This is a genomic window from Bacillus sp. KICET-1 (assembly GCF_027721405.1).
Lineage (GTDB): Bacteria > Bacillota > Bacilli > Bacillales > Bacillaceae > Bacillus > Bacillus velezensis.
Genome location: NZ_CP113515.1, coordinates 158094 through 181563, shown reverse-complemented (window position 1 = coordinate 181563; position 23470 = coordinate 158094). Strand labels below are relative to the sequence as shown.

Sequence of the window (23470 nt, the reverse complement as noted above, 5' to 3'; positions counted from 1 at the left end):
TTCTTCTGGCAATTCCTGTACATATTGTTGCGATTTTCTCAAGTCATAGTATAATTAAAGGTTGTTAGTGTTAATAATGGATCGGATACTCTTAAGTAGGATGATGAGATAATGAAACGTGCACGCATAATATACAATCCGACTTCAGGACGGGAGCTTTTTAAGAAAAATCTTGCCCAGGTCCTGCAAAAATTTGAACAAGCCGGTTATGAAACCTCTACCCATGCCACCACATGCGCGGGGGATGCCACCAACGCCGCAAAAGAAGCCGCTTTGCGGGAGTTTGACCTGATTATCGCAGCCGGCGGAGACGGAACGATTAATGAAGTCGTCAACGGCCTTGCACCGTTAGACAAACGCCCGACACTCGGCATCATTCCGGTCGGCACGACAAATGACTTCGCCAGAGCGCTGGGCATTCCGAGAGAGAATATACTGAATGCCGCTGATACCGTCATTAACGGCGTAGCCCGCCCGATCGACATCGGACAGGTGAACGGTCAGTATTTTATCAACATCGCCGGCGGAGGCCGTCTGACGGAGCTGACGTATGATGTGCCAAGCAAACTGAAAACGATGCTCGGCCAGCTTGCTTATTATTTAAAGGGAATGGAAATGCTGCCTTCACTTCGACCGACAGAAGTCGAGATTGAATATGACGGCAAGCTGTTTCAAGGCGAAATTATGCTGTTTTTAGTGACGCTGACCAACTCGGTCGGCGGATTCGAGAAGCTGGCCCCTGATTCCAGCCTGAATGACGGCATGTTTGATTTGATTATTTTGAAAAAAGCCAATCTCGCGGAGTTTATCAGAGTCGCGAGCATGGCGCTCAGAGGCGATCATATTAACGATCAGCACATTATTTACACAAAAGCGAACCGTGTGAAAGTCAATGTATCAGAAAAGATGCAGCTGAACCTGGACGGCGAATACGGCGGCATGCTGCCGGGCGAATTCGTGAACCTGTACCGGCATATTCACGTCATCATGCCGAAGGAGAAAGCGGAACAGCTGGATGATTAATACGCGGACAAAATCCTAAAACAGTATTCGTTTTAGGATTTTGTCATCTTTTCAGCGTGATCGGAAACCTTTGAAGGCTGACATTGAATTTGAAGGTTTGCCAGCACGCTGAAACAAGGCTTTTGGTAAAACGAGAGGTGATTATAGATGAAAATGAAACCCCCGATAGAAAAAAATGAATACTATGACGTGACATTTGAGGATTTGACGCACGAAGGAGCGGGCGTCGCAAAGGTTCAGGGCTTCCCGATCTTCGTGCCGAACGCCCTGCCTGAGGAAAAAGCGCAAATCAAAGTGACACGCGTCAAAAAAGGCTTCGCTTTCGGCCGCTTGATTGAGCTGAAGGAAGAAAGCCCGCACAGAACGGATGCCCCGTGCCCGATCTACAAACAATGCGGCGGCTGCCAGCTTCAGCACATGACCTATGAAGGCCAGCTCTTGTTTAAACAGAAACAAGTTAAAGACGTCTTGGAACGGATCGGCAAGCTGGACCTCTCAAACGTCACCGTCCACCCGACGCTCGGCATGGAAGACCCGTGGAACTACAGAAACAAAGCGCAGGTGCCGGTAGGAGAAAGAGAAGGCGGACTCGTCGCCGGATTCTATCAGCAAAGAAGCCATGACATCATCGACATGAGCGCCTGCCTGATTCAGCAATCCAAAAACGACGAAGCCGTCCAAGCCGTCAAAGACATCTGTGCAGCATACGGTGTCAAAGCCTATAACGAAGAACGCCACAAAGGCTGGCTCCGTCACATTATGGTCAGATACGGCGTCGTCACGGGCGAAATGATGATCGTCTTCATCACAAGAACAAGTGATTTTCCGCACAAAGCGAAAATCATCGAAGACATCACGGCGCAATTCCCGCACGTCAAATCCATCGTGCAAAACATCAATCCAAACAAAACAAACGTCATCTTTGGGAACGAAACAAACGTCATCTGGGGCGAAGAATATATCTACGACCTCATCGGAGACGTCAAATTCGCCATCTCCGCCAGATCGTTCTATCAGGTCAACCCGGAACAGACAAAAGTGCTCTACGACAAAGCGCTTGAGTATGCGGAGCTGCAAGGGGAAGAAACCGTCATCGACGCCTACTGCGGCATCGGAACCATTTCTCTATTTCTGGCAAAGCAGGCGAAAAAAGTGTACGGCGTTGAAATCGTGCCGGAAGCAATTGAGGATGCGAAACGCAACGCTGAGCTGAACGGCATCACAAACGCGGAATTCGCAGTCGGAGAAGCGGAAACAGTCATTCCAAAGTGGTATGAAGAAGGCATCACGGCCGACACCCTCGTCGTCGACCCGCCAAGAAAAGGCTGTGACGAAGCCCTCCTGCGGACAATCATCGACATGAAACCGAAGCGGGTGGTGTACGTGTCCTGCAATCCAGGAACGCTTGCAAGAGACCTGCGGGTGCTTGAGGATGGCGGATATGCGACGCTCGAAGTGCAGCCGGTGGATATGTTCCCGCATACGAATCATGTGGAGTGTGTGGCTGTGCTTTATTCTAAGGGTGCAGTTCATTAACTGTTACTAAGAAGAAGGAGTAAAGATAATATATATCTTTACTCCTCTCATTTAAGAAAGTTGCTATTTTATAATCCTTAAGTTATACATGTAGCAGCCCTCGTTTAATTCCGTTCACAACTGCTCCAACTCTTGAGTTGGCATCCATTTTTTGAATAATAGAAGAAATATGACGTTCTACAGTTCTTTTACTTAACTTTAATGCAGAACTGATTTCCATATTTGTTTTATCCTCTGCTATCAACTTCAGTACCTCCAGTTCCTTATGAGTAAGGCGATCAACAGAAAGGTTTACAGCATGTTGAGGAAATACATGGTTTCCTGCAAAAGTTTGTTTGACTGCAGTTATTAGTTCATTAATTGAATTTTCTTTCCTTACATAAGCAGCAGCTCCGGCATTGTATGCTGCATATATATATTCATCATACTCATAACCGGATAATATTACAATTTTTAACTCCGGAAATGTTTTCTTAATGTTTCTTGTCAAGGAGATTCCATTAAAAGATTTCATCCTAATATCAATAATTAGAATATTCGGACGATGATAGTCAATTTCATCATATATCTCTGCAGGATTTGATAAAGTGCTAACTACTTTAACGACTCTGTCGCGTTCTAGCAATTGTTTAATACCTTGTACCATCATCATATGATCATCTAACAGCAATACTTTGATTTTCAACTGATTTACTCCATTCATTGAAAAAGTAGTTGTAACAATATTGTGTTAAAACGTTTTCTCTTTGGTTATAAATTAAAACAGAAAAGGATCGAATATAAGATATCTGCATTGGGCTTTAGTCATTTCTAAAATGATGTAGATTCTGATCATTGGGAAGAAGGTTTATAAACTTTTTTATAGATATATGTCTATAATATGGTCCTTATGGAATATTATATCATTTCCCTTGTTATTAATCTAGATAAAAGTATAATATACTAACCCTTTTTGTTACATATTTCTTAATAATTCATTTTTTTAATTACTCAAATTTCCTAAATTGATAATTGCCTCAAAAAAACATGCAATTAACAATAATAAGTTGGCGACATCGCGCCATATTTTTGGCGTGATTTACGGATTTCATCTGAGTCAATATTTTGATATTTTTATGTAGAGAAGAAAATATTGGTTAAAAAGAGGCGGAATATACTATTTTCACTGATGTTGTTTTTTGATACACCTCAAAAAATACTGTGATGCACTTCAGCTAAGGTGTAGACAGAGTAAACTTTTTAAAGAGTTACAGAGTCAGGATATAATCTTGAGACGGGACAAAGGGAGGGGTAATAATGTTTAAAGTAAAGATCTTAGAAACCGAAGAAGAGAAAAAAGAACTATATGCAACGAGATATAAAATCTTTGTTGAACAGGAAAAATCAGTACCTGCTGAAAATTATAAGGACGGTTTATTAAAGGACCATTCTGATGATCATGCTTACCAAATCGGTTGTTATGAAGGCAGTTTATTAGTTGGGTTTATGACTTTAATTGTGAAAAAAGATGATGAATTATTAGAGGTTGAACAAACTCATAATTTGAAACCGCAAGCTAATGAAAAATATGCAGAAGTCATGAGATTAGTCGTGTTAGAAACATCTTTTACTAAAACGATTTCAATGAAAGGTAAAGTAATGAACCTTCTATTTGATACAGTGAAAGATATTATTATCTCTGAAAATATTACTCATCTTCTCTTGCAGAGCAGAGAGAAATCTAAAAAAATGTACGAAAAAATAGGGTTTAAACAAATCGGTGATTATAAATTATACAGAGAAAAATCGTACCAATGTCCTATGAAACTTGACGTAATGAAAGTAAGCGAAAAGGTAGTAAATATATCGGAATTTATTTAATGAAAGGGATGGAGCAAATGAGTCTGGAAACATTAATTAGTGTAGAAAAAAAAGAAAAGCTAGTGGGAATGATCGCGGAAATCTTGGAAGTGGAACCAGAAGAAATAAAGGATGATACAGATCTGGTTGAAGAATTAGATGCTGACTCAATGATGGCTTTAGAAATCTTAGCCTGTGTCGAAAAGGAGTTTCAAATAAAAATACCGGAAGAAGAGTTACAAAACTTCACCACAGTAAATAATATTATTTCAATTATTGAAGAAAGAATAACGGAAAAATAATATGAATTCATTGTCGCATGATGAGGTTTTAGAGAAATTACCGCAGAGATACCCTTTTGTAATGATAGATCGAGTGATCGAGGCTAATGAAACTTACATAACAGCTATGAAAAATGTATCAGGAAATGAACCGTGCTTCCAAGGGCATTTCCCTGAAAAGAAAATATTTCCGGGTGTGTATATTACAGAAGCGATTGCTCAAACAGCTATTCTTTTGTTTTCACAGAACGAAAATTCTGCAGAAACAAAACAAACTCTTCCTCTCCTTTACCACACAAATGTGAAATTTAAAAAGCCAATTGTACCTGGAGATCAAATGATTATTACATTAAATATAATAAAGAAAATTAGTAAGGCTGCAATTGTGAAAGCTGAAGTGAAAGTAGATGATTCTAAATGTGCATCGGGAGAATTGACCTTTACACTTGTGGGAGATGAATAATTTGAAAAGAGTTGTAGTAACCGGTACAGGAGCTATTACTTCAATAGGCCTTAATTCAAAAGATTTTTGGAGATCTTGTTTGAGTGGAGAGTCCGGCATTTCACCTATTCAAAAAGACGGACTTCAATTATTGGATCCTAAATATGGCGGTCAAATTCATAACTTCAATGCTTCTGAATGGATTAAAGTTAACGATTATAAGTCAATTGGAAGAGGTTCTCAATTATTAATTGCAAGTATGTATGATGCAATCAAAAATGCTGAATTGAAGCCTGAAACTTATAAAATGGCAGATTTATATGTTGGAACCACTATGGGTGAAATATCCATTGAAAAAACTGACTATAATCGTCATTTGGAAGAAGCTAGCCCTCAACATCTTTTAGACCAAGGATTCTTGCATACGTTATTAGCAAATGCCTGCAGAGAATTTGAGTTGCAGGGAGAGACAATGCTTGTTGCAAACGCTTGTTCTGCAGGTAATTATGCAATTATTCAAGGTTATGAAAAGATAAGAAACGGAGAACAATCTATCTGTTTTACAGCAGGAGAAGATCCTTTCTCGACTATTGCTTATTACGGGTTTAACCGATTAAAGGCTATTGCAGCAAAAGAATGTAAACCATTTGATGCTCACAGAGATGGAATGCTTGTTGCTGAAGGAGCGGGCTGTTTAGTATTAGAAGAATTAGAACACGCCCAACAAAGAGGGGCTAATATCCTGGCAGAAGTTAAAGGGTATGGAGTTTCATGTGATGCCTATCATATCACTGCGCCGCATCCTAATTCGACAGGGATAATACAAGCCATGGAAAAAGCTGTAAAAAAGGCTGGTATTACAACTGATGATGTAGATTACATCAGCGCTCATGGTACAGGTACTCAAGCCAATGATAAAGCGGAGTCGTTTGCAGTTAACCAATTATTTAATAAAAAAGTGCCGATGAGTTCAATTAAGTCCATGATAGGTCATTCTATGGGGGCGGCAAGTCTTCTTGAAGCGATTGTATGTTGTAACGCTGTAAAAGAAGACGTTGCACCTCCAACAATAAACTTTGAACTAAAAGATATAAATTGTGATGTGGATTGTATTCCGAATAATAAACGGTCATTTCCTATTGAGTATGCTATGAATAATTCTTATGCTTTTGGTGGCGCCAATTCCAGCATCATTTTTAAGAAATTCAGAGACAATTGCTAAAAATGGAGATGAGTAAAAATGAATATTATTGGAAGAGGTAAAGTCCTTTCTGAAACAATAAGCGTGGAGAGCATAAGAAATAACGTAGAGATAAACGGTATTCTTGAACCTGAGAATTTTGATATAAAACAGTATGTTAAATATAAAGGACTCCGTTCATTAACAAAAGCAACTAATTTAGCAATTGCATCAATAAGTGAGGCAATTACAGATGCGGGAAGCAGATACAGTGAACATTCTCCAGAAAGAATCGGTGTTTTTGTGGGAAGTACATTAAACCCTTTGGATGCCGCTTATCACTTTATGACAGATGTCTATGAAGCTTCTCCGGATTTTGTGAGTCCGGTTAAATTCTCTAGTTCCGTATTAAATAATATTTCCGGATGGGCTTCCATTGTTTACGGGATAACAGGCTTAAACTCAACTGTAATTTCAGGAAATCTTTCTGGAATAGACGCTTTGAAAATGGCAGTTTCATACATAAATAATAATGTTATTGATGTTGCCATTGTGACTGCTGTTGAGGGAAACGAAGCAGGATCCATTTATCAACAAGGGAACCTTCAAAAAAAAGTAAATGCTGTTACAGGTGCAATTTCGTTTATTATAGAAAAAGATGATAAAAACTATCCAATTATAGAAAATATAAATAGTTTCCAACATACTGAAGATAATAGAGATAAAATCATTATGAACTTAGAAAAAGATTTAAATGACGGAATAACAAAAAATTTAATTTATGGTTCAAATAATTGCAATGATGAAATCATTTTTAACTATTTAAAAAGCAAAAAATTTGACGATGAATTAAATATATTGGATATATCTCGAAGCTCCGGGATGTCCAATGCTTTATCCGGGTTTTTGAAGTTGCTGGTATCAATGGACATGGAAGGTGAAACATTAGTGATCGAGACGAATGAAGTTGGAAACGATAGCATCATTAAAATAAATTCAAAAATTAGTTGAGGATCAGATTATGAAAAAAATAGCCATTATAACGGGTGGTACCGGAGATTTAGGACAATCACTTATTGATAAATTTCATCATAATAATTATATTGTTTATTTTACGTATCTCGGAAATGTCGAGAGAGCTAAAATGATTGAAGAAAAATACCCTGGAACAAAAGCTATAAAGGTCGATGTCAGAGAATACAGCCTTGTGAAAGAATTTATCGAGCAAATATATAACACGCATGAACGAATAGATTGTCTGATTAATAATGCCGGAATTAATAAAGATAAAACAATTTCCTTTATGAATCAAAAGTCTTGGTCAGAAGTGATCGATACAAATCTGAACGGTACTTTCAATTGTTGTAAATTCGTCTCGAAATATATGATCAATCAAGGTTATGGTTCAATTATTAATATGTCCTCGGTTTCAGGTATAAAAGGTATTGAAGGTCAGACTAATTATGGTGCGGCAAAAGCAGGGGTTAACGGGCTAACAAAAACATTAGCGAAAGAGTTGGCAAAGTATAATGTTAGGGTCAATTCCGTTTGCCCAGGCTTTATAGAATCAGACATGACAAGTAATTTGGACGAGGACAGGATGATTAATCTTATCCCAATGCAGTATGTAGGAAGTCCGGATGATGTAAGTGAATTATCACTTTTTTTGGCGGAAAATAGATCCAAATACATCACTGGGCAAATGATTGCAGTTGACGGAGGACTAACAATCTAGCATAATTTAGTAATCTTACTTTTCGAGGTGAACAGAATGGGAGAAGAACAAGACATTATAACAGTAACGGATCTGCGTAAAAAATATGGATCATTTGAAGCAGTGAAAGGGGTATCCTTTTCTGTCAAACGCGGCGAACTGTTTGCATTTCTGGGAACGAACGGTGCAGGGAAATCGACCACTATCGATATTCTCTGTACGCTGATTAAAAAGACATCCGGAAAAGTGGTAATAGACGGTTATACGCTTGGTGAGGGGAAAGAGAATAATCATATCCGCAAAAAGATCGGAGTTGTTTTCCAAGAGAGCATTTTGGATGAACGATTGACCGTTTATGAAAATATCATGAACCGCGGACAATATTATCATTTAAGCAAGGCACAAGTGCAAGAGAACTATCAGTTTGTAACAGACTATTTAAAATTGGATGATATTAAGGAGAAAAAATACAGCGATTTGTCAGGCGGACAAAGAAGAAGAGCTGATATTGCCCGTGCCATCATCCATAAACCGACTATATTATTTTTAGATGAGCCTACTACAGGTCTTGATCCGCAAACGAGAGTATTTGTTTGGAATGCGATTAAAAGGCTGCAGGAAGAAACAAACATGACGATCTTTTTAACGACCCATTACATGGAGGAGGCCGCTGTGGCTGATAACGTTGTGGTCATCAAAGAAGGACGTCTGATCGCAGAGGGTACACCGAGTCAGCTGAAAGATCAATATGCGTTTGACAGTCTGCATATGATGTTTAAGCAAGGCGTTGATCCGACGGCATGGTTTGAAAATAAACAACTGGATTTTACGGTTAAAAACTCTATTTATTCTCTTCGTGTAGAGTCCACTCTCCATGCGCTGGACATTTTGAAAGGTCTTGAAGGAAAAATTGAATCTTTCGAGGTGGTTAAAGGGAATATGGATGATGTGTTTATCCATATTATCGAGGAACAAGGAAGCAGTTTGCCAGTAAAGGGGAGCATTGCATAAATGAAGTCTTTATCCAGTTTAATCAGCAGAAATATAAAAATATACTTCCGTGATCGAACGCTTTTGCTTCTTTCTTTGCTGTCAGTATTTATCGTCATTCTGTTATATGCCGTGTTCTTACAGCAGACACAGCTGGACGCCATTAAGGCCTTGGTCGGTTCGACAGATGATTCCAAAGCAATGGTGAACGAATGGATGGTGGCGGGATTGCTGTCCATTACAGCTGTGACAACGACTTTAGGCGCTTTCGGAATTATGGTGAAAGATAAAGAAAGCAAGAGAACGTATGACTTTTTAACAGCTCCTTTATCAAGGGCGACCATCCAATTGAGTTATGTCATTCATTCATTTGTCATCGGCTTGATCTTTTCTTTCATCGCCTTTTTAGGCTGTGAAATTTTTCTCGTTTCAACAGGCAGCAAGCTTTTAAGCGGTACAGATATACTTGAAGTATTGGGGATCATTATTCTTTCAGTTGCACTGTCAAGTTCCATAAATTTATTTTTAACGCTGTTTATTCACACACAAAATGCATTTTCGACGTTAAGTACGATTGTCGGAACAGCCATCGGTTTTTTATGCGGAGTATATGTGCCGATCGGCGGCGTACCGGTGTTTGTGCAGAAGATTATTATGTATTTCCCTATCAGCCACACCGCCGTTCTGTTCAGAAAAGCGTTTATGACAGACTCAGTTGATAAAGTATTTAAACATGCTTCCACAACCCAAATACAGGAATATGAAAAGCATTACGGGATCGTCTACAAGTTAAACGGCCATTTTATCAGTACGGCTGCGAGCTTGTGGGTCATTGTCATTACAGCTATCATATTTACCGTCATATCTATTGTCATATTTAAAAAACAAAATAAATGACCTCTTCAGACGATACATAACGATGTAACAGGCAGCATCCGTTTACTGGATGCTGCCTGTTTTGTTTATCATTATTCTTTTTGTGCTCAATTCTTAATTCCTCAAAGAGTTCTCGGTTTTCTCTTGAAAAAGTTTTGAAGATATCTTTACTTACACTGTATCGGACTGGTATATTTTGCGAATAAATCAGTTGACATTTGGTGTCTTGAAGTGATAGAGAACCATGGTAGAGTCATCTAATACTTCTGCATAAAGATATATTTTTGTCCATTCACAATGTATGATGTCATTTAATTTTTCACCAATAATGTGGTGCAAATCTTGCATTTGCTTAGTTTCCAACTTTTTCACCTTCAATTGTCGAGAAATCCTAGTTATAAAAAATAGCCCAGCAGGGAACTGCTGAGCCATTATTGATTTATAGACCGAAGTAGCTTATTACAAATTCTTTGTCGTCCTCATCTTCAGCAAAATCCCCAAGTTTTGATATTCCCATACCACTTGCCGTTGTGTTCCGTTTAAGTCTGAGGCGATGACATCGGTGTAATCGTAGTCAATTGAGAATTTACCGCTTCGTTCGAGATGCAAAGTGAGGTTTGTCCATAAGTCCTCGTTGTTTGTTTTAAATTCATCCCGTAACTCTTCAAAGTAATCATGCAATTCATATAGAAGTTCGTCATATATATCTTCATCAACATTAAAATGTTCAGGAATATCGTGTGAATATATATATTCCTGATTTTGTGGAGTAGTAAAGAAGAAGTAAACTTCTGAAGAATCATCTAAAATTTCGGCATAAAGAGCAACCTTCTCCCACTCAGACGGAATGATTTCATTTATTCGCTCAGCGATTTTTTGATATAGTACTCCCATCTTTTCAGTTTCCACAATATCAGAATCCTTTTTAATTTTTTATATGTTTAGATACTCTTCTATGAATTTTCTATCTTCCTCATCAGCTGGCAGTATGCCGAGATTTTGATATTTCCAAACATCTCGTCTTTGAAGGTCATCAAGTTCAGAGGATAAAACATCATCATCATTATAATCAATTGAAAACTTTCCGGTATTTTCTAATTTTAAAGTGAGATTTGTCCAAATATCTTGATTGCCTAGTTTAAATTCTTCTTTTAGTTCTTCAAAAAGCTCTTGAAGTTCAATTAGCAGTTGATCGTAAATCTCTTCGCTCACATCAAAATGTTCAGGTATATTATGAGAAAATAAATAATCACTGTTATTTGGTGTTGTAAAATAAAAGTATATATCCGCTGAGTCATCAAGTATTTCAGCATATAAAGCGATCTGTTCCCATTGAGATGGAATCATTTCATTTAGATGTTCAGCAATCTTTTGATATAGTTCACCCATTTTTTGAGTTTCCATTGATGATCCTCTACCTTTGAATTGTTGAAGCCATTATTTAATATTTAGATAATCCTTAACAAATTCTTTGTCCTCTTCATCTTCAGGGTAAATACCCAAGTTATTGTACTCCCAAATCATTTGTCTTTCGTATTCGTCCAAACTAGATTCAATAACATCTTCATAATCATAATCAATTGAGAACGTTCCATTGCTTTCAAGATTCAGTGTCAAATTTGTCCATGCTTCGGGATTATTTTCTTTAAATTCATTGTGTAACTGTTTAAATAACTCTTGAAGATCTAATAATAGTTCTGTATAAATTTTTTTACTAACTTGAAATTGTTCTGGAATGTCGTGAGAGTATATATATTCATCGTTTTCTGGTGTTTGAAAGAAAAAATACACTTCTCTGGAGCCGTCTAATATTTCTGCATAAAGAACAACTTTGCTCCATTCGGAAGGAATTATTTTTCCTATGGCATCAGTTATTTTTAGATAAGCTTTTCCTAACATCATTATCCCAACTTTATTAAATTGGATTTTCAGGATATTCTTCTGAATATTTTTTTATTAATTTTTGTAATGATGGATCCATAGGTTCTTCCCCTAAATATTTAAATTTCCAGATGATAAGCTGATCACTGAAACTATAATCTGTCTTAAACCAATCTGTATAATCAAAGTTGACAGTTAATTTTCCTGATCGTTCTAGGCTAAGAGTGAAGGAGTAAAAGAATTCTTGATCATGATCTTTGAAAACATCTCTCATTTTTTCGCTTAGTTTAAATAATTCCATCTCATTCTGATCGAATTCATTTTCGTCAATATCAAATTCAAAAGGAATTTCAAGACTGTACTTAAAATGAATAGGTTCATTTTGAGAATTATAAAAAAAGTAAGTGCCTCCGCCTGTCTCTGAAACCTGAGCATAGAACAAAAATTTCTCCCATGGTTCTGGTATCATTTCGTTAACGGTTTCAGCTATGCTTCTATATAATGCATTTAATTCATTTTCCAACAAGAATCAGCCTCCAGCATTATAATTGGTAATTTGTAAGGATCATTTGTATCAAAAAAACCCCCCAATAAAGGAGGGGGAATTTTAATTTTGAGAATTTAGATATTGTTCTAAAAAGGATTTTAAAGGTTTACTCTTAGGATAAATTCCTACATTTTTATAAGTCCAGATTGTTTGTCTTTGAGAGATGGTATATGGAGATTGAATAACGTCTTCATAATTATAATCTATCGAGAATTCTCCGCTTATCGCCAGATTAAGTGTTAAATTAGTCCATATATCTTGATTGTTTTCTTTAAATTCATCTCGTAATTCCTCGAATAAGTCATGCAAGTCAAATAACAGCCCCTCATAAATCTCCTCACTGACATGGAAATGCTCAGGAATGTTATGAGAATAGATAAAATCTTCACTATGTGGAGTATTGAAATAAAAGAAAACCTCAGATGAATCGTCGAGAATTTCAGCATAAAGAATAACTTTTTTCCATTCAGAAGGAATGATTTCGTTAATGCCTTCTGCTATCTGTTGATATAGATCACCCATTTTTTTTGTCTCCATATTAACCTCCGACCTGGTTTTTAATTCTCATAAGTTTAGGTTCTTGATCACCAATTTTATATTTCACCCTAAAAGCAGTGGGTCTTAATGAATCTCCTTTATACAATGCGTTGATTTCAACTGATACTTTTTGAGGAGGGTCTGCTTGTAAAGCCGCTGCCCAATCCTGCTCCATTTTATACCATTTCCCGCCGCTCCTATTAATCTGAGAATTCATCGGCACGATGTTGTCGAATTGGCCTGAGCCTTTGAATTGAGTGGCGATTAGGTGGCCTCCGTCGTCATCTGTCAGACGGTCTGGTTTACCTGCTTTTGACTGTGCATATTGGTTGCGTTTTGCTTCTCCCAGCTGCAAGTCTGCTTTGACACTTGTAATTCTACCATAGTTGTCAGTGGTGTACGTGTAGCCTTCTTTTGTTTTATAGATGACATTCGGCTTCAATACTTTCTTTCTGGTCCATTTCGCAAAATGCTCGCCGTATTTGACCGTTACCGGCGGTACATGCGGTGCCGGTGTCCGCCTGCCGCTTGCGGAGGTTCCGTACGGTTTCGGCAGGATGACCTTGGCGAATTTCTGAAGTCCTTCTTTAAGTGTGACCCCGTTGACAGCATTGTAAGGCACGCCCGCCGGCACTAAGTCGTGACGCGGATGATACGGGAGCATATCAGCCAAGGTGAGATCTCCGATTTGATGTAACTTGTTTTTGACACGTTTTTTTGATACTTCCATGCCTGTGTTTACTTTTTGTTTGATGTGATCAACGGTTTGTTTTGAGACTGTTATCGCTTTTTGAGCTGTGGCGGATTTGATTGCTGCTGTTTTGACTTTGGTTGTCACTTTGGCGGCTGTGCCTGTTTTTGAGACGGCGCCGACGCCTTTTGTGCCGACAACTGATGTCACAACGGTGCCCACTGCATATGACACCCATCTTGCTCTGGAGTAGGTGTCGCCATTCACCATGTCTTTTTGGTACGATTCTTCGATTGCCGCTGAAATGGCTTCATACGTTTTGATCGGGTGAGCCATCGCTCCTGTAATGGCTTCAACCGTTCCGCCCGGATCTGTGACCATATCCCACAGGCCTGTGACCGCGTCTTTTCCGGAATCATAAAGGCCGACGGCAACGCCTTTGAAACCGTCTGTAAGTTCACGCGTGTTTTCAATTTGAGTGAAGTAGCGCTGCTGTTCTTTTGTCAGGTTTTTATAGCCGATCGTTTTGGCCATTGAGTAGAATTCATCAGCATTCGCATAATCGTAGTTTTTCAGTCTTTCTTTCAGTTTTTCAATCTCCCGCTCTTTCGCTTCTTCGTTTTTAATCGTCAAATAAGCATCCGAATGTCTTGCAATCTCGCCTTTCTTCTTATGGATGTCGCTTTCTCGATACGCTTTGGCGTTGTAGTGAAGCGGCGTGGCGCTTTTTCCTTTGCCCGTGGCGTTTTGGAGCTGCTGAAAGTCGGCTTGGAGGAACTGTTCGTTTGCTTCGGTTTCTGCGTATTCTTTCGTTAGATCGTGATCAAGTTTGCCGAGTTTATGTATCGTTTTGCTTCTTTTTTTGTCAGCTGAAGAAAGCTTCTGATCTGTGCTTTCGGTTGAAAACAGATCAAGCGAGATGATGTCTTCGATCTCTCCGAGGATGGAGCGCATGTCCTTTTTCTGCTCTTCCATAATCGCCTTTGATTTACTGAGGGCGTGGGTGAGCTCATGCTCCAGAAATGATTCCTCCACATGCGAATTGGAAAGTCCGGCGTCTTCGACCTTGCCGGGAAGGCTTGTGAGAAATGCGATTTTCATATCGATCAGATCAAGCCAGCTGTCTGTGACGCCGGCGTGGTCCTTGAAAAAAGCTTTGATGTTATTTGCGCCCCGGCCTGAGAAATCATTGTCACCGAGATCAGCCATGCCTTGAAATGCTTTTTTCAGATTAACCATCTGGCCGCGCAGTTTTTTGTATTCACCCGCGCGCTGTTTGGCAGCGGCGAGGAGGCTGTTTGCTTCGAAAACTTTCATGACCATATCCTTTCATTCGGGGGTTTATAGAGGGAAAGATTAAGAAACTTATCAGAGACTGTGCAAACATAGGAATAGGGTTTCCCTGAATCTATAAAGCCTCAATATTCTTTTCGATTTTTTGAATGACTTGTCTGAGCCATAGTATTGGGGATAGTCCGTAACTATTGATATCTACACCATCTGCAGATTCTTCTATAAAATCATTTTTTTCTTCATCTGAGTAATCGCTATTTATAAACGTTTTGAGTGCTACTACATCGTTTTCTTGTTCTTTTTTAGGTATCTCTGCTAAGTATTCTCCAAGAGCTGACTCAGGAGTGTCTATATCTTGATGGAAAATCCCTCCCAAAAATTGAAATACAGGTTCAGAAATATTTGTTTCAATCATTGATCTCACCTCGTGGGATAGCCTGTTAATATAAAGCTACCATCATTTTTCTTTTTCAATATAATTTTAGCATTAGTTAAGTCAGAAATTTCGGCTGAACCTTTGGTAATTCCTCGGCCTAACACTTCTGATCCTTTATAGGAGAGTACCAAAGGTTTCTTTACATCATTATTTAACCATTTTTCTATTTTATCTTTATTATCTGATAAGGTAATATTAGCAACCTTTTCTGCAGTTGCTCTATCCTTAAAAGATGATGATCCGGATATTTTCTTGTTACTCATTTTGCTTTTTTCAAGCCTTTCCATGAGTTCTTGGTCGCTCTTACCAACATGTCTTTCTATAAGGTGTCCGCCTTTTGCTTCGTGAGCAGCTAAGCCACCGCCTGGTGCGAGAGGGGTACTATCACCTTGTTTGACATTACCTACGGCCGTACTGTTAGAAGTTTCAGACTTACTGAGCACACTCTCTTTTTTATCTTCAATAATACTTTTCAACAAAGGCGTATTCTTCACATTGTGAGTATTTTCAATATTCTGTGCTATTCCGGCAAGCGCGGGTTCGTACTTGTTTTTCGAAACGGAATTAATATAGTCATTTCCTTTTTCAATCCCGGTTTTTACATGTTTTGCAGCCGCTTTTTCTCCGGCTTCCAAGACGTTATCCACTTTGGCGGCACCTGTTTTCGCGAGTTTGCTTGAGACTTTCACAGCTGAGCCGGAACCTTTGAGTCCGACAATGCTCCCGATGGCGTAGGTGATGTAATGTGATCTTGAATACGCATCCCCGTTAACCATTTTATCATTCCATGAATCCGCCAGGTTTGTCCATATGATTTTTGCGTAGGAGGGCGTGTTCAATACAGCCGATATGGTTTTAGTGACTTTTTGTTCATCAGAGAGATGGTAAAAATCCCATGCGCCGACAGCCAGATCTTTGACGCCTGTTATGGTGTCTTTCCCGACATCATAAAGGCCGACGCCTACTCCTTTAACGATATCCCAAGCCGTTTCTCCGACTTCTTCGAGCTGTTTTGCTTGTTCAAGCTGCATCACATATTGCACCTGAGCGGGTTCAAGGTTTTCATAGCCGATCTTTTTCGCGATTTCCAAATATTCATCCGGATCGGTGACACCATCGGCCAGCTTTTTCTTCAGATCCTTGATCTCCCGCTCTTTCGCTTCTTCCTTTTTAATCGTCAAATAAGCATCTGAATGTCTTGCAATCTCGCCTTTCTTCTTATGGATGTCGCTTTCACGGTACGCTTTGGCGTTGTAGTGAAGCGGCGTGGCGCCTTTTCCTTTGCCTGTAGCGTTTTGGAGCTGCTGAAAGTCGGCTTGGATGAACTGTTCGTTCGCTTCGGTTTCTGCGTATTCTTTCGTTAGATCGTGATCAAGTTTGCCGAGTTTATGTATCGTTTCGATTCTTTTTTTGTCAGCTGAAGAGAGCTTCTGATCTGTGCTTTCGGTTGAAAACAGATCAAGCGAGATGATGTCTTCGATCTCTCCGAGGATGGAGCGCATGTCCTTTTTCTGCTCTTCCATAATCGCCTTTGATTTACTAAGGGCGTGGGTGAGCTCATGCTCCAGAAATGATTCCTCCACATGCGAATTGGAAAGTCCGGCGTCTTCGACCTTGCCGGGAAGGCTTGTGAGAAATGCGATTTTCATATCGATCAGATCAAGCCAGCTGTCTGTGACGCCGGCGTGGTCCTTGAAAAAAGCTTTGATGTTATTTGCGCCCCGGCCTGAGAAATCATTGTCACCAAGGTCAGCCATACCTTGAAACGCTTTTTTCAGATTAACCATCTGGCCGCGCAGTTTTTTGTATTCACCCGCGCGCTGTTTGGCAGCGGCGAGGAGGCTGTTTGCTTCGAAAACTTTCATGACCATATCCTTTCTTTTGTTCGATATCAAAATTTTACCACGTGAGTCGGGATATACAGTGTAGGAAATAGGTAATAAGAATAAAATGAATCTTTTGGCTTGCGACTTCCTTCCTGTATGAAGGGAGGCTTTTTATGTTTTGTACAATAACCTTCAAATTCGGCTTACTGCGCTCCGGTGATTTTAAGCGTGCCTGTTTTTTCTAATGTCTTACACTCGAAACAACCTAACCGCTGAGGTATAATAGAAGCAGAGTATTTATCATACAGATTCAATTCGTGAAAGAGAGTGGAACAAAATGGGCCGTAAGTGGAACAATATTAAAGAAAAGAAAGCATCGAAGGACGCAAATACGAGCCGGATTTACGCGAAGTTCGGCCGTGAGATTTATGTGGCGGCAAAACAGGGCGAGCCAGATCCGGAATCGAACCAGGCGTTAAAAGTGGTGCTTGAGCGCGCGAAGACGTACAGTGTGCCGAAAAATATTATTGAGCGTGCGATTGAAAAGGCGAAAGGCGGCGCGGAGGAGAACTTTGACGAGCTGCGTTACGAAGGTTTCGGGCCGAACGGTTCAATGATCATCGTTGATGCGTTAACGAATAATGTAAACCGCACGGCGCCTGAAGTGCGCGCCGCATTCGGGAAAAACGGCGGAAATATGGGTGTGAGCGGGTCTGTCGCTTACATGTTTGATGCGACCGCCGTTATCGGCGTTGAAGGCAAGACGGCGGATGAAGCGCTGGAATTGCTGATGGAAGCTGATGTGGACGTGCGCGATATTTTAGAAGAGGATGACAGTGTTATCGTGTATGCCGAGCCTGACCAATTCCATGCCGTGCAGGAGGCATTCAAAAATGCCGGCGTTGAAGAGTTCACGGTTGCGGAGCTGACGATGCTTGCGCAAAATGAAGTTGAGCTTCCGGAAGATGCGAAAGCTCAATTTGAAAAGCTGATCGATGTGCTGGAAGATCTCGAAGACGTACAGCAGGTTTATCACAATGTAGATTTAGGCGAATAAAGACAAACAGGCCGGGGCGGCATAAGTTCCGGCCTTTTTATTTTGCTTACGCGGTCGGCCTGTATCGTATGTCTCCGTAAGCAATTATTGATTATTTCGCCAAAACTGGGCGGATGCCCATACGTTTCCTTCCGGATGTCATAAACTGGACTGTAACCTATGTGAAGGAGCGATAAGTCATGAATGAAAGAAGACCGATTTACGGCGGAGGCTTTGGCGGCGGCTATGGAGGCTTCGGAGGCTACCCGGGGTACGGTTTTGGCGGCTATGGAGGCTTCGGAGGATATCCGGGATACGGTTTCGGCGGAGGCTACGGCTACCCGGGATACGGTTTTGGCGGTTACGGCGGTTTTGGCGGCTACGGCGGCTACGGAGGCTTCGGGGGATATCCGGGGTACGGTTTTGGCGGCTATGGCGGAGGCTACGGCGGCTACCCGTTCCATCATCATCATCGGGACAGCCAATATATCTGACCATTCGGGAAAAAGCACTCTTGGAACAGCAGGAGTGCTCTTCTCATGTTCTTGCAGCTGTGTTACGATTGGAGCAAAATCATCAAGTACATAAGGCTTTCTGTAAATCATGAGCAAGCTCACAAACCTTTTCTTTCTGTTGTTTATAAACTGAAAAGCATGATCTGTAAAAATCTCTTTATCGGGAGGTTTTACATGTGAGAAGTGAAGACGAAATGATGAAATTGATTCTTGATATTGCGATGAAGGACGAGAGAATCCGTCTTGTCACTTTAGAGGGATCAAGAACCAATAAAAATGTACCGAGAGACAGATTTCAAGACTATGATATTTCTTATTTTGTGACCGATATGGACTCCTTCACATCTGACGACAGCTGGCTGGATCAGTTTGGCGAAAGAATGATGATGCAAAAACCTGAAGATATGGAACTTTTCCCTCCGGAACTCGGAGACTGGTTCTCCTATCTAATGCTATTTAAAGATCATCATAAAATCGACTTAACTTTGATCCCTCTGAGTCAAACATAGGATTATTTTACACAGAGTGATGGTTTGGCGGAAATAGTATTAGACAAGGATGACCGAATCAACCATAAGATTATTGCGAGTGATGAACAATATCATATAAAGAAACCGACTCCCCGAGAGTTTGATGATTGCTGTAATGAATTTTGGATGGTTTCAACCTATGTGATTAAAGGATTAATGCGTAAAGAAATACTGTTTGCGCTGGATCATATGAATGACATTTTAAGGCCTAATGTTTTGCGTATGATTGCGTGGAATATCGGGATAGAGAATCAGTTTTCATTAAGTGTAGGGAAGAATTATAAGTATATTCAACATTACATGAATGCGAAAGATTGGGAAATCCTGCTGAATACTTATGTCGGCAATACTTATGAAAGCGTGTGGAAGGCATTGTTTGACTGCCAAGGTCTCTTCAGAGCATATTCAAAGTCAGTGGCTGTTTTATTGAGATATGAATATCCTGAATATGATCAACAAATTACGGAATATACATTGAAACATTATCAGCGCTTTCAATCAGATTTTTCATTATGATTTTTTTACTTCAAATTCCAGATGAGTTACATTGAGTCCGTTTTTAACGGGCTTTTTTATTTTCTTACAGGGCATAAATGCCGATACGGATTCATACCTATTAAGGTCATGTGTTTAGGAAAGGAGGATCGTAATGAAAGAAAATCAGCCGTTTACACCGGTCAAATCCTATAAACCCTTCCACAGCCGGTTTGATCCCTGCCCGCCGATCGGGAGAAAATATTACAGAACGCCGCCGCATCTTTATATGCGGTTTCAGCCGTATCACTTGGAGCAGTTTTCCCCGATGGAGGCATTGAGAAAAGGGACCCTTTGGAAGGATCTTTACGATTTCTATGATAATCCTTATCGGGGGGGAATCGAATATGGCGAAAAAGATTGATGATGAATACTATCGGCTGCTGGAACAAATCCAGGCGGCGGACTTTGTCTTGGTGGAGCTGACGCTTTATCTGGATACACATCCCCATGACCGTCTCGCGCTTCAGCAGTTTCATGAATATTCCCGGTACTCAAGACAGCTGAGAAAGCGGTTTGAGCCTGAGTACGGACCGCTTCTGCAATTCGGCGTGAGTCAGGTCGGCGCTCAATGGGACTGGGGCCGCGGTCCTTGGCCATGGCAAGTATAAGGAGGGATCTGTAAATGTGGGTATATGAAAAAAAGCTGCAGTATCCGGTTAAAGTGAGTACATGCAACCCGATGCTGGCTAAGTTTCTCATTGAACAATACGGCGGGGCGGACGGCGAATTGGCCGCAGCGCTCCGGTACTTAAACCAGCGCTACACGATTCCTGACAAGGTGATCGGCCTGCTGACGGATATCGGCACGGAGGAGTTTGCGCATTTAGAAATGATTGCGACGATGATTTATAAGCTGACAAAAGATGCGACCCCGGAGCAGCTGCGTGATGCAGGGCTCAGTGATCATTACGTCAACCATGACAGCGCGCTGTTTTATCACAATGCGGCCGGAGTTCCGTTCACAGCGTCTTACATACAGGCGAAGGGAGATCCGATCGCTGATTTATATGAGGATATTGCGGCTGAAGAAAAGGCGAGAGCGACGTATCAATGGATTATTGATATTTCCGATGATCCTGACCTGAATGATTCACTCCGTTTTCTGCGTGAGCGTGAAATCGTCCACTCTATGCGTTTCAGGGAAGCGGTTGAGATTTTAAAAGAAGAACGTGATAAGAAGAAAATTTTTTAAACGGCCCTCAAACATGACGGCTGTTTTTTTCCTTTCAGCGTTTGGTCTATAATAAAGGTGTCGAATATTCTGATTACAGGAGGATTTTATGACACCATTTACGATCACGGAGGAGAAGGCGGGGGCATTCCGGGTCACCTCCGCCCGGAAGGATGATGAAAAAGAGGTCATGGATCTGCTCGTGCAAGCGGCAGAATGGCTTCGCGATAAAGGGTCGAACCAGTGGAGCGGCCTTCTGCAAGGGGAAGATACCCACAATATGCGGGAGGCGATCGCCACAGGGTATGTTTTTTTATTCAGGCAGAATGAAGAGCTGGCCGGCGTCGTCATGCTGCTTCCCGAAGCAAGCGGGTGGGACAGACGTCTTTGGGGCGATGAAGGACATGAGGAGTCGGTATATCTCCACCGGCTGGCGATTAACAGGCGGTTTGCAGGCGAGAGGCTCGGCCGGACAATCATGACTTGGGCGGAGACGGGTGTGTCTTGTCCGGGAAAAACGAAAATCCGGCTCGATTGCGTGTCCGAAAACAAGGCGCTTCAGTCGTTTTACAGCGGAATGGGGTACGAATCAAAAGGACTCGCGCCGGGTTATCATTTGTTTGAAAAAAAGATGAGCAAATAAAAAGCTCCTCATGACGGAGGTGCAAAAGACATGGGGTTTTTTTATCTGATCTGTCTGGCCGCATTTTGTCTTAACTTTGCCGTATCGGCTGTGCTCCGTAAGAAATGGCCGAAAAAGATGTGGCCTGAGTGCCTTTTGGCGGTGCTGGGCCTGACTGCTTTCGGTACGGTTGTTTACAGCATTTTCGGTGTCGGCGGCTGGGAAGGAATGGGCTTGGGGCTTGCCGCGATGTTTGCGGGTTCCGGAGCGGCCGCCGGTTATGCCGCTGAGGTGTGCTTACGGGTCGTCAGATCGAATCAAAAACAGTAAGCAGAAGTGAAAAAACGCGGCCTCGGCTGCGTTTTTTTGTGTGTTGCCGGCCGCTGTATAGAAAACAGGCGAATGTCCATAATGGTAATGACTTTTAAGAAGAAGGTGCGAATATGGGACATTTACTTACAGTGGCTTGGGAGTTAGTATGCGGTTTGGGTATTTTATTTGTGATTTTAAAATTGCTTGGAAAAACTCAATTCTCGCAAATTACGCCGTTTGATTTTATTTCTGCGCTCATCCTCGGCGAACTGGTCGGAAATGCGGTGTATGATAAAAACGTCAGGATTATTGAAATCATTTTTGCTTCCCTGTTATGGGGGGTTTTAATTTATCTCATCGAACTGATTACGCAGAAAGTAAAAAGCACCAGAAAGCTGTTGGAAGGCGAGCCGAGTATTATCATACATAAAGGAAAACTGAAATATGATGTGCTGAAAAAGAATAAGCTGGACATTAATCAATTGCAAAGCCTTCTCAGACAGGCGAATTGCTTTTCCATACAGGAAGCGGAGTACGCGATTTTAGAAACAAACGGGATGGTCAGCGTCCTGCCGAAATTTCAATATGATACGACGAAAAACGGCGACATGCAAATAAAGCCGAAGCAGGTCTCTTTGCCGGTCACGCTGATTATTGACGGCGAAGTGCTGTATGAAAATCTGAAAGAAGCCGGGCTGGAAGAAAAGCAGCTGAATCAGGAGCTGAAAAAGCTGAACATCAAAAAAACGGAGGACGTGCTGTATGCGGAATGGAAGCCCGATAAACCGCTGTTTGTCCTGCCGTATGAGGAGAAAAAATAAAAAGAGCATTGCCCTGGGGCAAATGCTCTTTATTATTTTTCGTGTACGCCTGTTTTAACGGCTCTGACATGATACATACCGACATCCGTCCCAAGCATATAATCAGGTTTCGGCTTGCCTTGGTTTGCTTTGTGGGCCGCGATGTGGTCTTCGCTTTTTTCCCATTGTTTCCAATGATCTTCTGACTCCCAGCGGATTAACACGACGACTTCTTCATCACCGCGGCGGACTTTTTTTTCCAGGACCGTTACGTCTATCAAACCTTCCTGCTTTTCAATCACGCCTTCTGAACTGAAGCGTTCGATTACTTTGTCGGCATGTCCTTCTTTTACGGTCATTTTTCTGATTTGCACGAACATCTGGCATCTCTCCAATCATTTTCACGCTTTATCCAATATTTTAAATGAAAATGATTCTCAAAGTCAATTGAGATGCCTGGCGGATTACGATTTCAGGAGAAAGACATGACCATCCTCATCTTTAAATTGCACGAAGCTGCCCCATTCCATTTGTTTCGGTTCATCTAAAAAGGTGATGCCGTTCTTTTTCATTTGTTCGTATGCGGCAAAGACATCTTCACACTCAAATACGATAGAAGCCTTCATATGCTCGGCGCCTTTCATCATCGATTTCGGATAAATAACCAAATGAGTGGCGGCTCCTTTGGGCGCTACCTCAAGCCAGAAGGCGCCCGGGCCCATCGGATGCTCGGCGACGGTTTCAAACCCCGCTTTTTCCGTCCAGAATGTTTTCGCTTTTTGCTGATCATCAGTGTATACGGCGACTGTCGCGATTTTTTTGATCATCATACTGACCTCCTGTTTCATTTCTTTT

General features: G+C 41.0%; 28 protein-coding genes and 3 pseudogenes. 19 read left to right on the top strand and 12 right to left on the bottom strand.

Annotated elements, in window-relative coordinates; all coding sequences use genetic code 11:
• The first annotated feature begins 111 nt into the window (after window positions 1–111).
• Window positions 112–1023 (top strand): diacylglycerol kinase, encoded by a 912-nt coding sequence (locus OVA33_RS00915; RefSeq protein ID WP_015239327.1) that lies wholly within the window; start codon window positions 112–114, stop codon window positions 1021–1023.
• A gap of 147 nt (window positions 1024–1170) precedes the next feature.
• Window positions 1171–2559 (top strand): 23S rRNA (uracil(1939)-C(5))-methyltransferase RlmD, encoded by a 1389-nt coding sequence (gene rlmD / locus OVA33_RS00910; protein WP_017419040.1) that lies wholly within the window; start codon window positions 1171–1173, stop codon window positions 2557–2559.
• An 82-nt stretch (window positions 2560–2641) separates the two neighbouring features.
• On the opposite strand, the gene OVA33_RS00905 is transcribed toward rlmD, so the two are convergent.
• Entirely contained in the window at window positions 2642–3244 is a 603-nt protein-coding gene (locus OVA33_RS00905; protein WP_017419041.1) for a response regulator transcription factor, read from the bottom strand.
• 611 nt (window positions 3245–3855) lie between these two features.
• Between OVA33_RS00905 and OVA33_RS00900 the strand changes: the two genes are divergently transcribed.
• The 8 genes from OVA33_RS00900 to OVA33_RS00865 are packed head-to-tail and all read left to right on the top strand — an operon-like array spanning window position 3856 to window position 9902.
• Complete coding sequence (locus OVA33_RS00900) at window positions 3856–4419, top strand: N-acyl amino acid synthase FeeM domain-containing protein (protein WP_017419042.1); 564 nt, start codon at window positions 3856–3858, stop codon at window positions 4417–4419.
• A gap of 17 nt (window positions 4420–4436) precedes the next feature.
• Window positions 4437–4700, top strand: coding sequence for an acyl carrier protein (locus OVA33_RS00895; RefSeq protein WP_025853972.1), 264 nt, complete (start codon window positions 4437–4439; stop codon window positions 4698–4700).
• A 1-nt stretch (window position 4701) separates the two neighbouring features.
• Window positions 4702–5142 carry a 3-hydroxyacyl-ACP dehydratase FabZ gene (gene fabZ / locus OVA33_RS00890; RefSeq protein ID WP_007609902.1) on the top strand — a complete coding sequence of 147 codons (441 nt, stop codon included), beginning with the start codon at window positions 4702–4704 and terminating at the stop codon, window positions 5140–5142.
• A 1-nt stretch (window position 5143) separates the two neighbouring features.
• Window positions 5144–6343 carry a beta-ketoacyl-[acyl-carrier-protein] synthase family protein gene (locus tag OVA33_RS00885; protein WP_017419044.1) on the top strand — a complete coding sequence of 400 codons (1200 nt, stop codon included), beginning with the start codon at window positions 5144–5146 and terminating at the stop codon, window positions 6341–6343.
• 18 nt (window positions 6344–6361) lie between these two features.
• The gene (locus tag OVA33_RS00880) at window positions 6362–7312 is read left to right on the top strand and encodes a beta-ketoacyl synthase N-terminal-like domain-containing protein (protein ID WP_017419045.1); all 951 of its coding nucleotides are present in this window, start codon (window positions 6362–6364) and stop codon (window positions 7310–7312) included.
• 10 nt (window positions 7313–7322) lie between these two features.
• Entirely contained in the window at window positions 7323–8036 is a 714-nt protein-coding gene (locus OVA33_RS00875; protein WP_017419046.1) for an SDR family oxidoreductase, read from the top strand.
• Window positions 8037–8072: 36 nt separating this feature from the next.
• On the top strand, window positions 8073–9026 hold the full coding sequence (locus OVA33_RS00870) for an ABC transporter ATP-binding protein (protein WP_025649904.1): 954 nt from the start codon (window positions 8073–8075) through the stop codon (window positions 9024–9026).
• Complete coding sequence (locus tag OVA33_RS00865) at window positions 9027–9902, top strand: ABC transporter permease (RefSeq protein ID WP_025649905.1); 876 nt, start codon at window positions 9027–9029, stop codon at window positions 9900–9902.
• Window positions 9903–9969: 67 nt separating this feature from the next.
• Here OVA33_RS00865 and OVA33_RS00860 read toward each other — a convergent pair.
• The 9 genes and pseudogenes from OVA33_RS00860 to OVA33_RS00820 all read right to left on the bottom strand — a co-directional run.
• Window positions 9970–10229 (bottom strand): annotated as a pseudogene (locus OVA33_RS00860) (TIGR01741 family protein); the annotation flags it as partial.
• 91 nt (window positions 10230–10320) lie between these two features.
• Window positions 10321–10790: pseudogene (locus OVA33_RS00855) on the bottom strand (antitoxin YezG family protein).
• A 24-nt stretch (window positions 10791–10814) separates the two neighbouring features.
• Window positions 10815–11285 (bottom strand): immunity protein YezG family protein, encoded by a 471-nt coding sequence (locus tag OVA33_RS00850; protein ID WP_063637017.1) that lies wholly within the window; start codon window positions 11283–11285, stop codon window positions 10815–10817.
• A gap of 33 nt (window positions 11286–11318) precedes the next feature.
• The gene (locus tag OVA33_RS00845; RefSeq protein WP_031304524.1) at window positions 11319–11780 is read right to left on the bottom strand and encodes an antitoxin YezG family protein; all 462 of its coding nucleotides are present in this window, start codon (window positions 11778–11780) and stop codon (window positions 11319–11321) included.
• 16 nt (window positions 11781–11796) lie between these two features.
• The gene (locus tag OVA33_RS00840; protein ID WP_063637039.1) at window positions 11797–12285 is read right to left on the bottom strand and encodes an immunity protein YezG family protein; all 489 of its coding nucleotides are present in this window, start codon (window positions 12283–12285) and stop codon (window positions 11797–11799) included.
• 84 nt (window positions 12286–12369) lie between these two features.
• A complete protein-coding gene (locus OVA33_RS00835; protein ID WP_032872498.1) occupies window positions 12370–12846 on the bottom strand; it encodes an antitoxin YezG family protein in 477 nt (158 codons plus the stop codon).
• 1 nt (window position 12847) lies between these two features.
• Complete coding sequence (locus tag OVA33_RS00830; protein ID WP_071181620.1) at window positions 12848–14854, bottom strand: T7SS effector LXG polymorphic toxin; 2007 nt, start codon at window positions 14852–14854, stop codon at window positions 12848–12850.
• 91 nt (window positions 14855–14945) lie between these two features.
• The gene (locus tag OVA33_RS00825; RefSeq protein ID WP_017419055.1) at window positions 14946–15245 is read right to left on the bottom strand and encodes a contact-dependent growth inhibition system immunity protein; all 300 of its coding nucleotides are present in this window, start codon (window positions 15243–15245) and stop codon (window positions 14946–14948) included.
• A gap of 5 nt (window positions 15246–15250) precedes the next feature.
• Window positions 15251–17131, bottom strand: coding sequence for a ribonuclease YeeF family protein (locus OVA33_RS00820; RefSeq protein WP_063637038.1), 1881 nt, complete (start codon window positions 17129–17131; stop codon window positions 15251–15253).
• A 298-nt stretch (window positions 17132–17429) separates the two neighbouring features.
• On the opposite strand from OVA33_RS00820, the gene OVA33_RS00815 reads away from it, so the two are divergent.
• From OVA33_RS00815 to OVA33_RS00775, 9 genes and pseudogenes are all read left to right on the top strand, one after another.
• Window positions 17430–18149, top strand: a complete 720-nt coding sequence (locus OVA33_RS00815; RefSeq protein WP_003155709.1) for a YebC/PmpR family DNA-binding transcriptional regulator — start codon at window positions 17430–17432, stop codon at window positions 18147–18149.
• A gap of 179 nt (window positions 18150–18328) precedes the next feature.
• Window positions 18329–18622, top strand: coding sequence for a hypothetical protein (locus OVA33_RS20645; RefSeq protein WP_017419058.1), 294 nt, complete (start codon window positions 18329–18331; stop codon window positions 18620–18622).
• A gap of 197 nt (window positions 18623–18819) precedes the next feature.
• A pseudogene (gene ant(6), locus OVA33_RS00805) lies at window positions 18820–19689 on the top strand (aminoglycoside 6-adenylyltransferase).
• A gap of 133 nt (window positions 19690–19822) precedes the next feature.
• On the top strand, window positions 19823–20071 hold the full coding sequence (gene cotJA / locus OVA33_RS00800; RefSeq protein ID WP_003155704.1) for a spore coat-associated protein CotJA: 249 nt from the start codon (window positions 19823–19825) through the stop codon (window positions 20069–20071).
• Window positions 20055–20318 (top strand): spore coat protein CotJB, encoded by a 264-nt coding sequence (cotJB, locus tag OVA33_RS00795; protein WP_007408934.1) that lies wholly within the window; start codon window positions 20055–20057, stop codon window positions 20316–20318. The genes cotJA and cotJB overlap by 17 nt, the downstream gene beginning before the upstream one ends.
• Before the next feature lie 14 nt (window positions 20319–20332).
• The gene (gene cotJC, locus OVA33_RS00790; RefSeq protein ID WP_003155700.1) at window positions 20333–20902 is read left to right on the top strand and encodes a spore coat protein CotJC; all 570 of its coding nucleotides are present in this window, start codon (window positions 20333–20335) and stop codon (window positions 20900–20902) included.
• Between the two features lie 88 nt (window positions 20903–20990).
• Window positions 20991–21524, top strand: a complete 534-nt coding sequence (locus tag OVA33_RS00785; RefSeq protein ID WP_063637015.1) for a GNAT family N-acetyltransferase — start codon at window positions 20991–20993, stop codon at window positions 21522–21524.
• Between the two features lie 30 nt (window positions 21525–21554).
• Window positions 21555–21833, top strand: coding sequence for a YesK-like family protein (locus OVA33_RS00780; RefSeq protein ID WP_017419062.1), 279 nt, complete (start codon window positions 21555–21557; stop codon window positions 21831–21833).
• 113 nt (window positions 21834–21946) lie between these two features.
• Window positions 21947–22636, top strand: coding sequence for a YetF domain-containing protein (locus OVA33_RS00775; protein ID WP_017419063.1), 690 nt, complete (start codon window positions 21947–21949; stop codon window positions 22634–22636).
• A gap of 32 nt (window positions 22637–22668) precedes the next feature.
• Here the strand turns inward: OVA33_RS00775 and hmoA are convergent, their stop codons facing one another.
• Window positions 22669–22995 carry a heme-degrading oxygenase HmoA gene (hmoA, locus tag OVA33_RS00770; RefSeq protein WP_003155696.1) on the bottom strand — a complete coding sequence of 109 codons (327 nt, stop codon included), beginning with the start codon at window positions 22993–22995 and terminating at the stop codon, window positions 22669–22671.
• Between the two features lie 84 nt (window positions 22996–23079).
• Window positions 23080–23442: a VOC family protein gene (locus OVA33_RS00765; RefSeq protein WP_007408938.1), complete on the bottom strand. Its 363-nt coding sequence runs from the start codon at window positions 23440–23442 to the stop codon at window positions 23080–23082.
• Window positions 23443–23470: the final 28 nt, after the last annotated feature.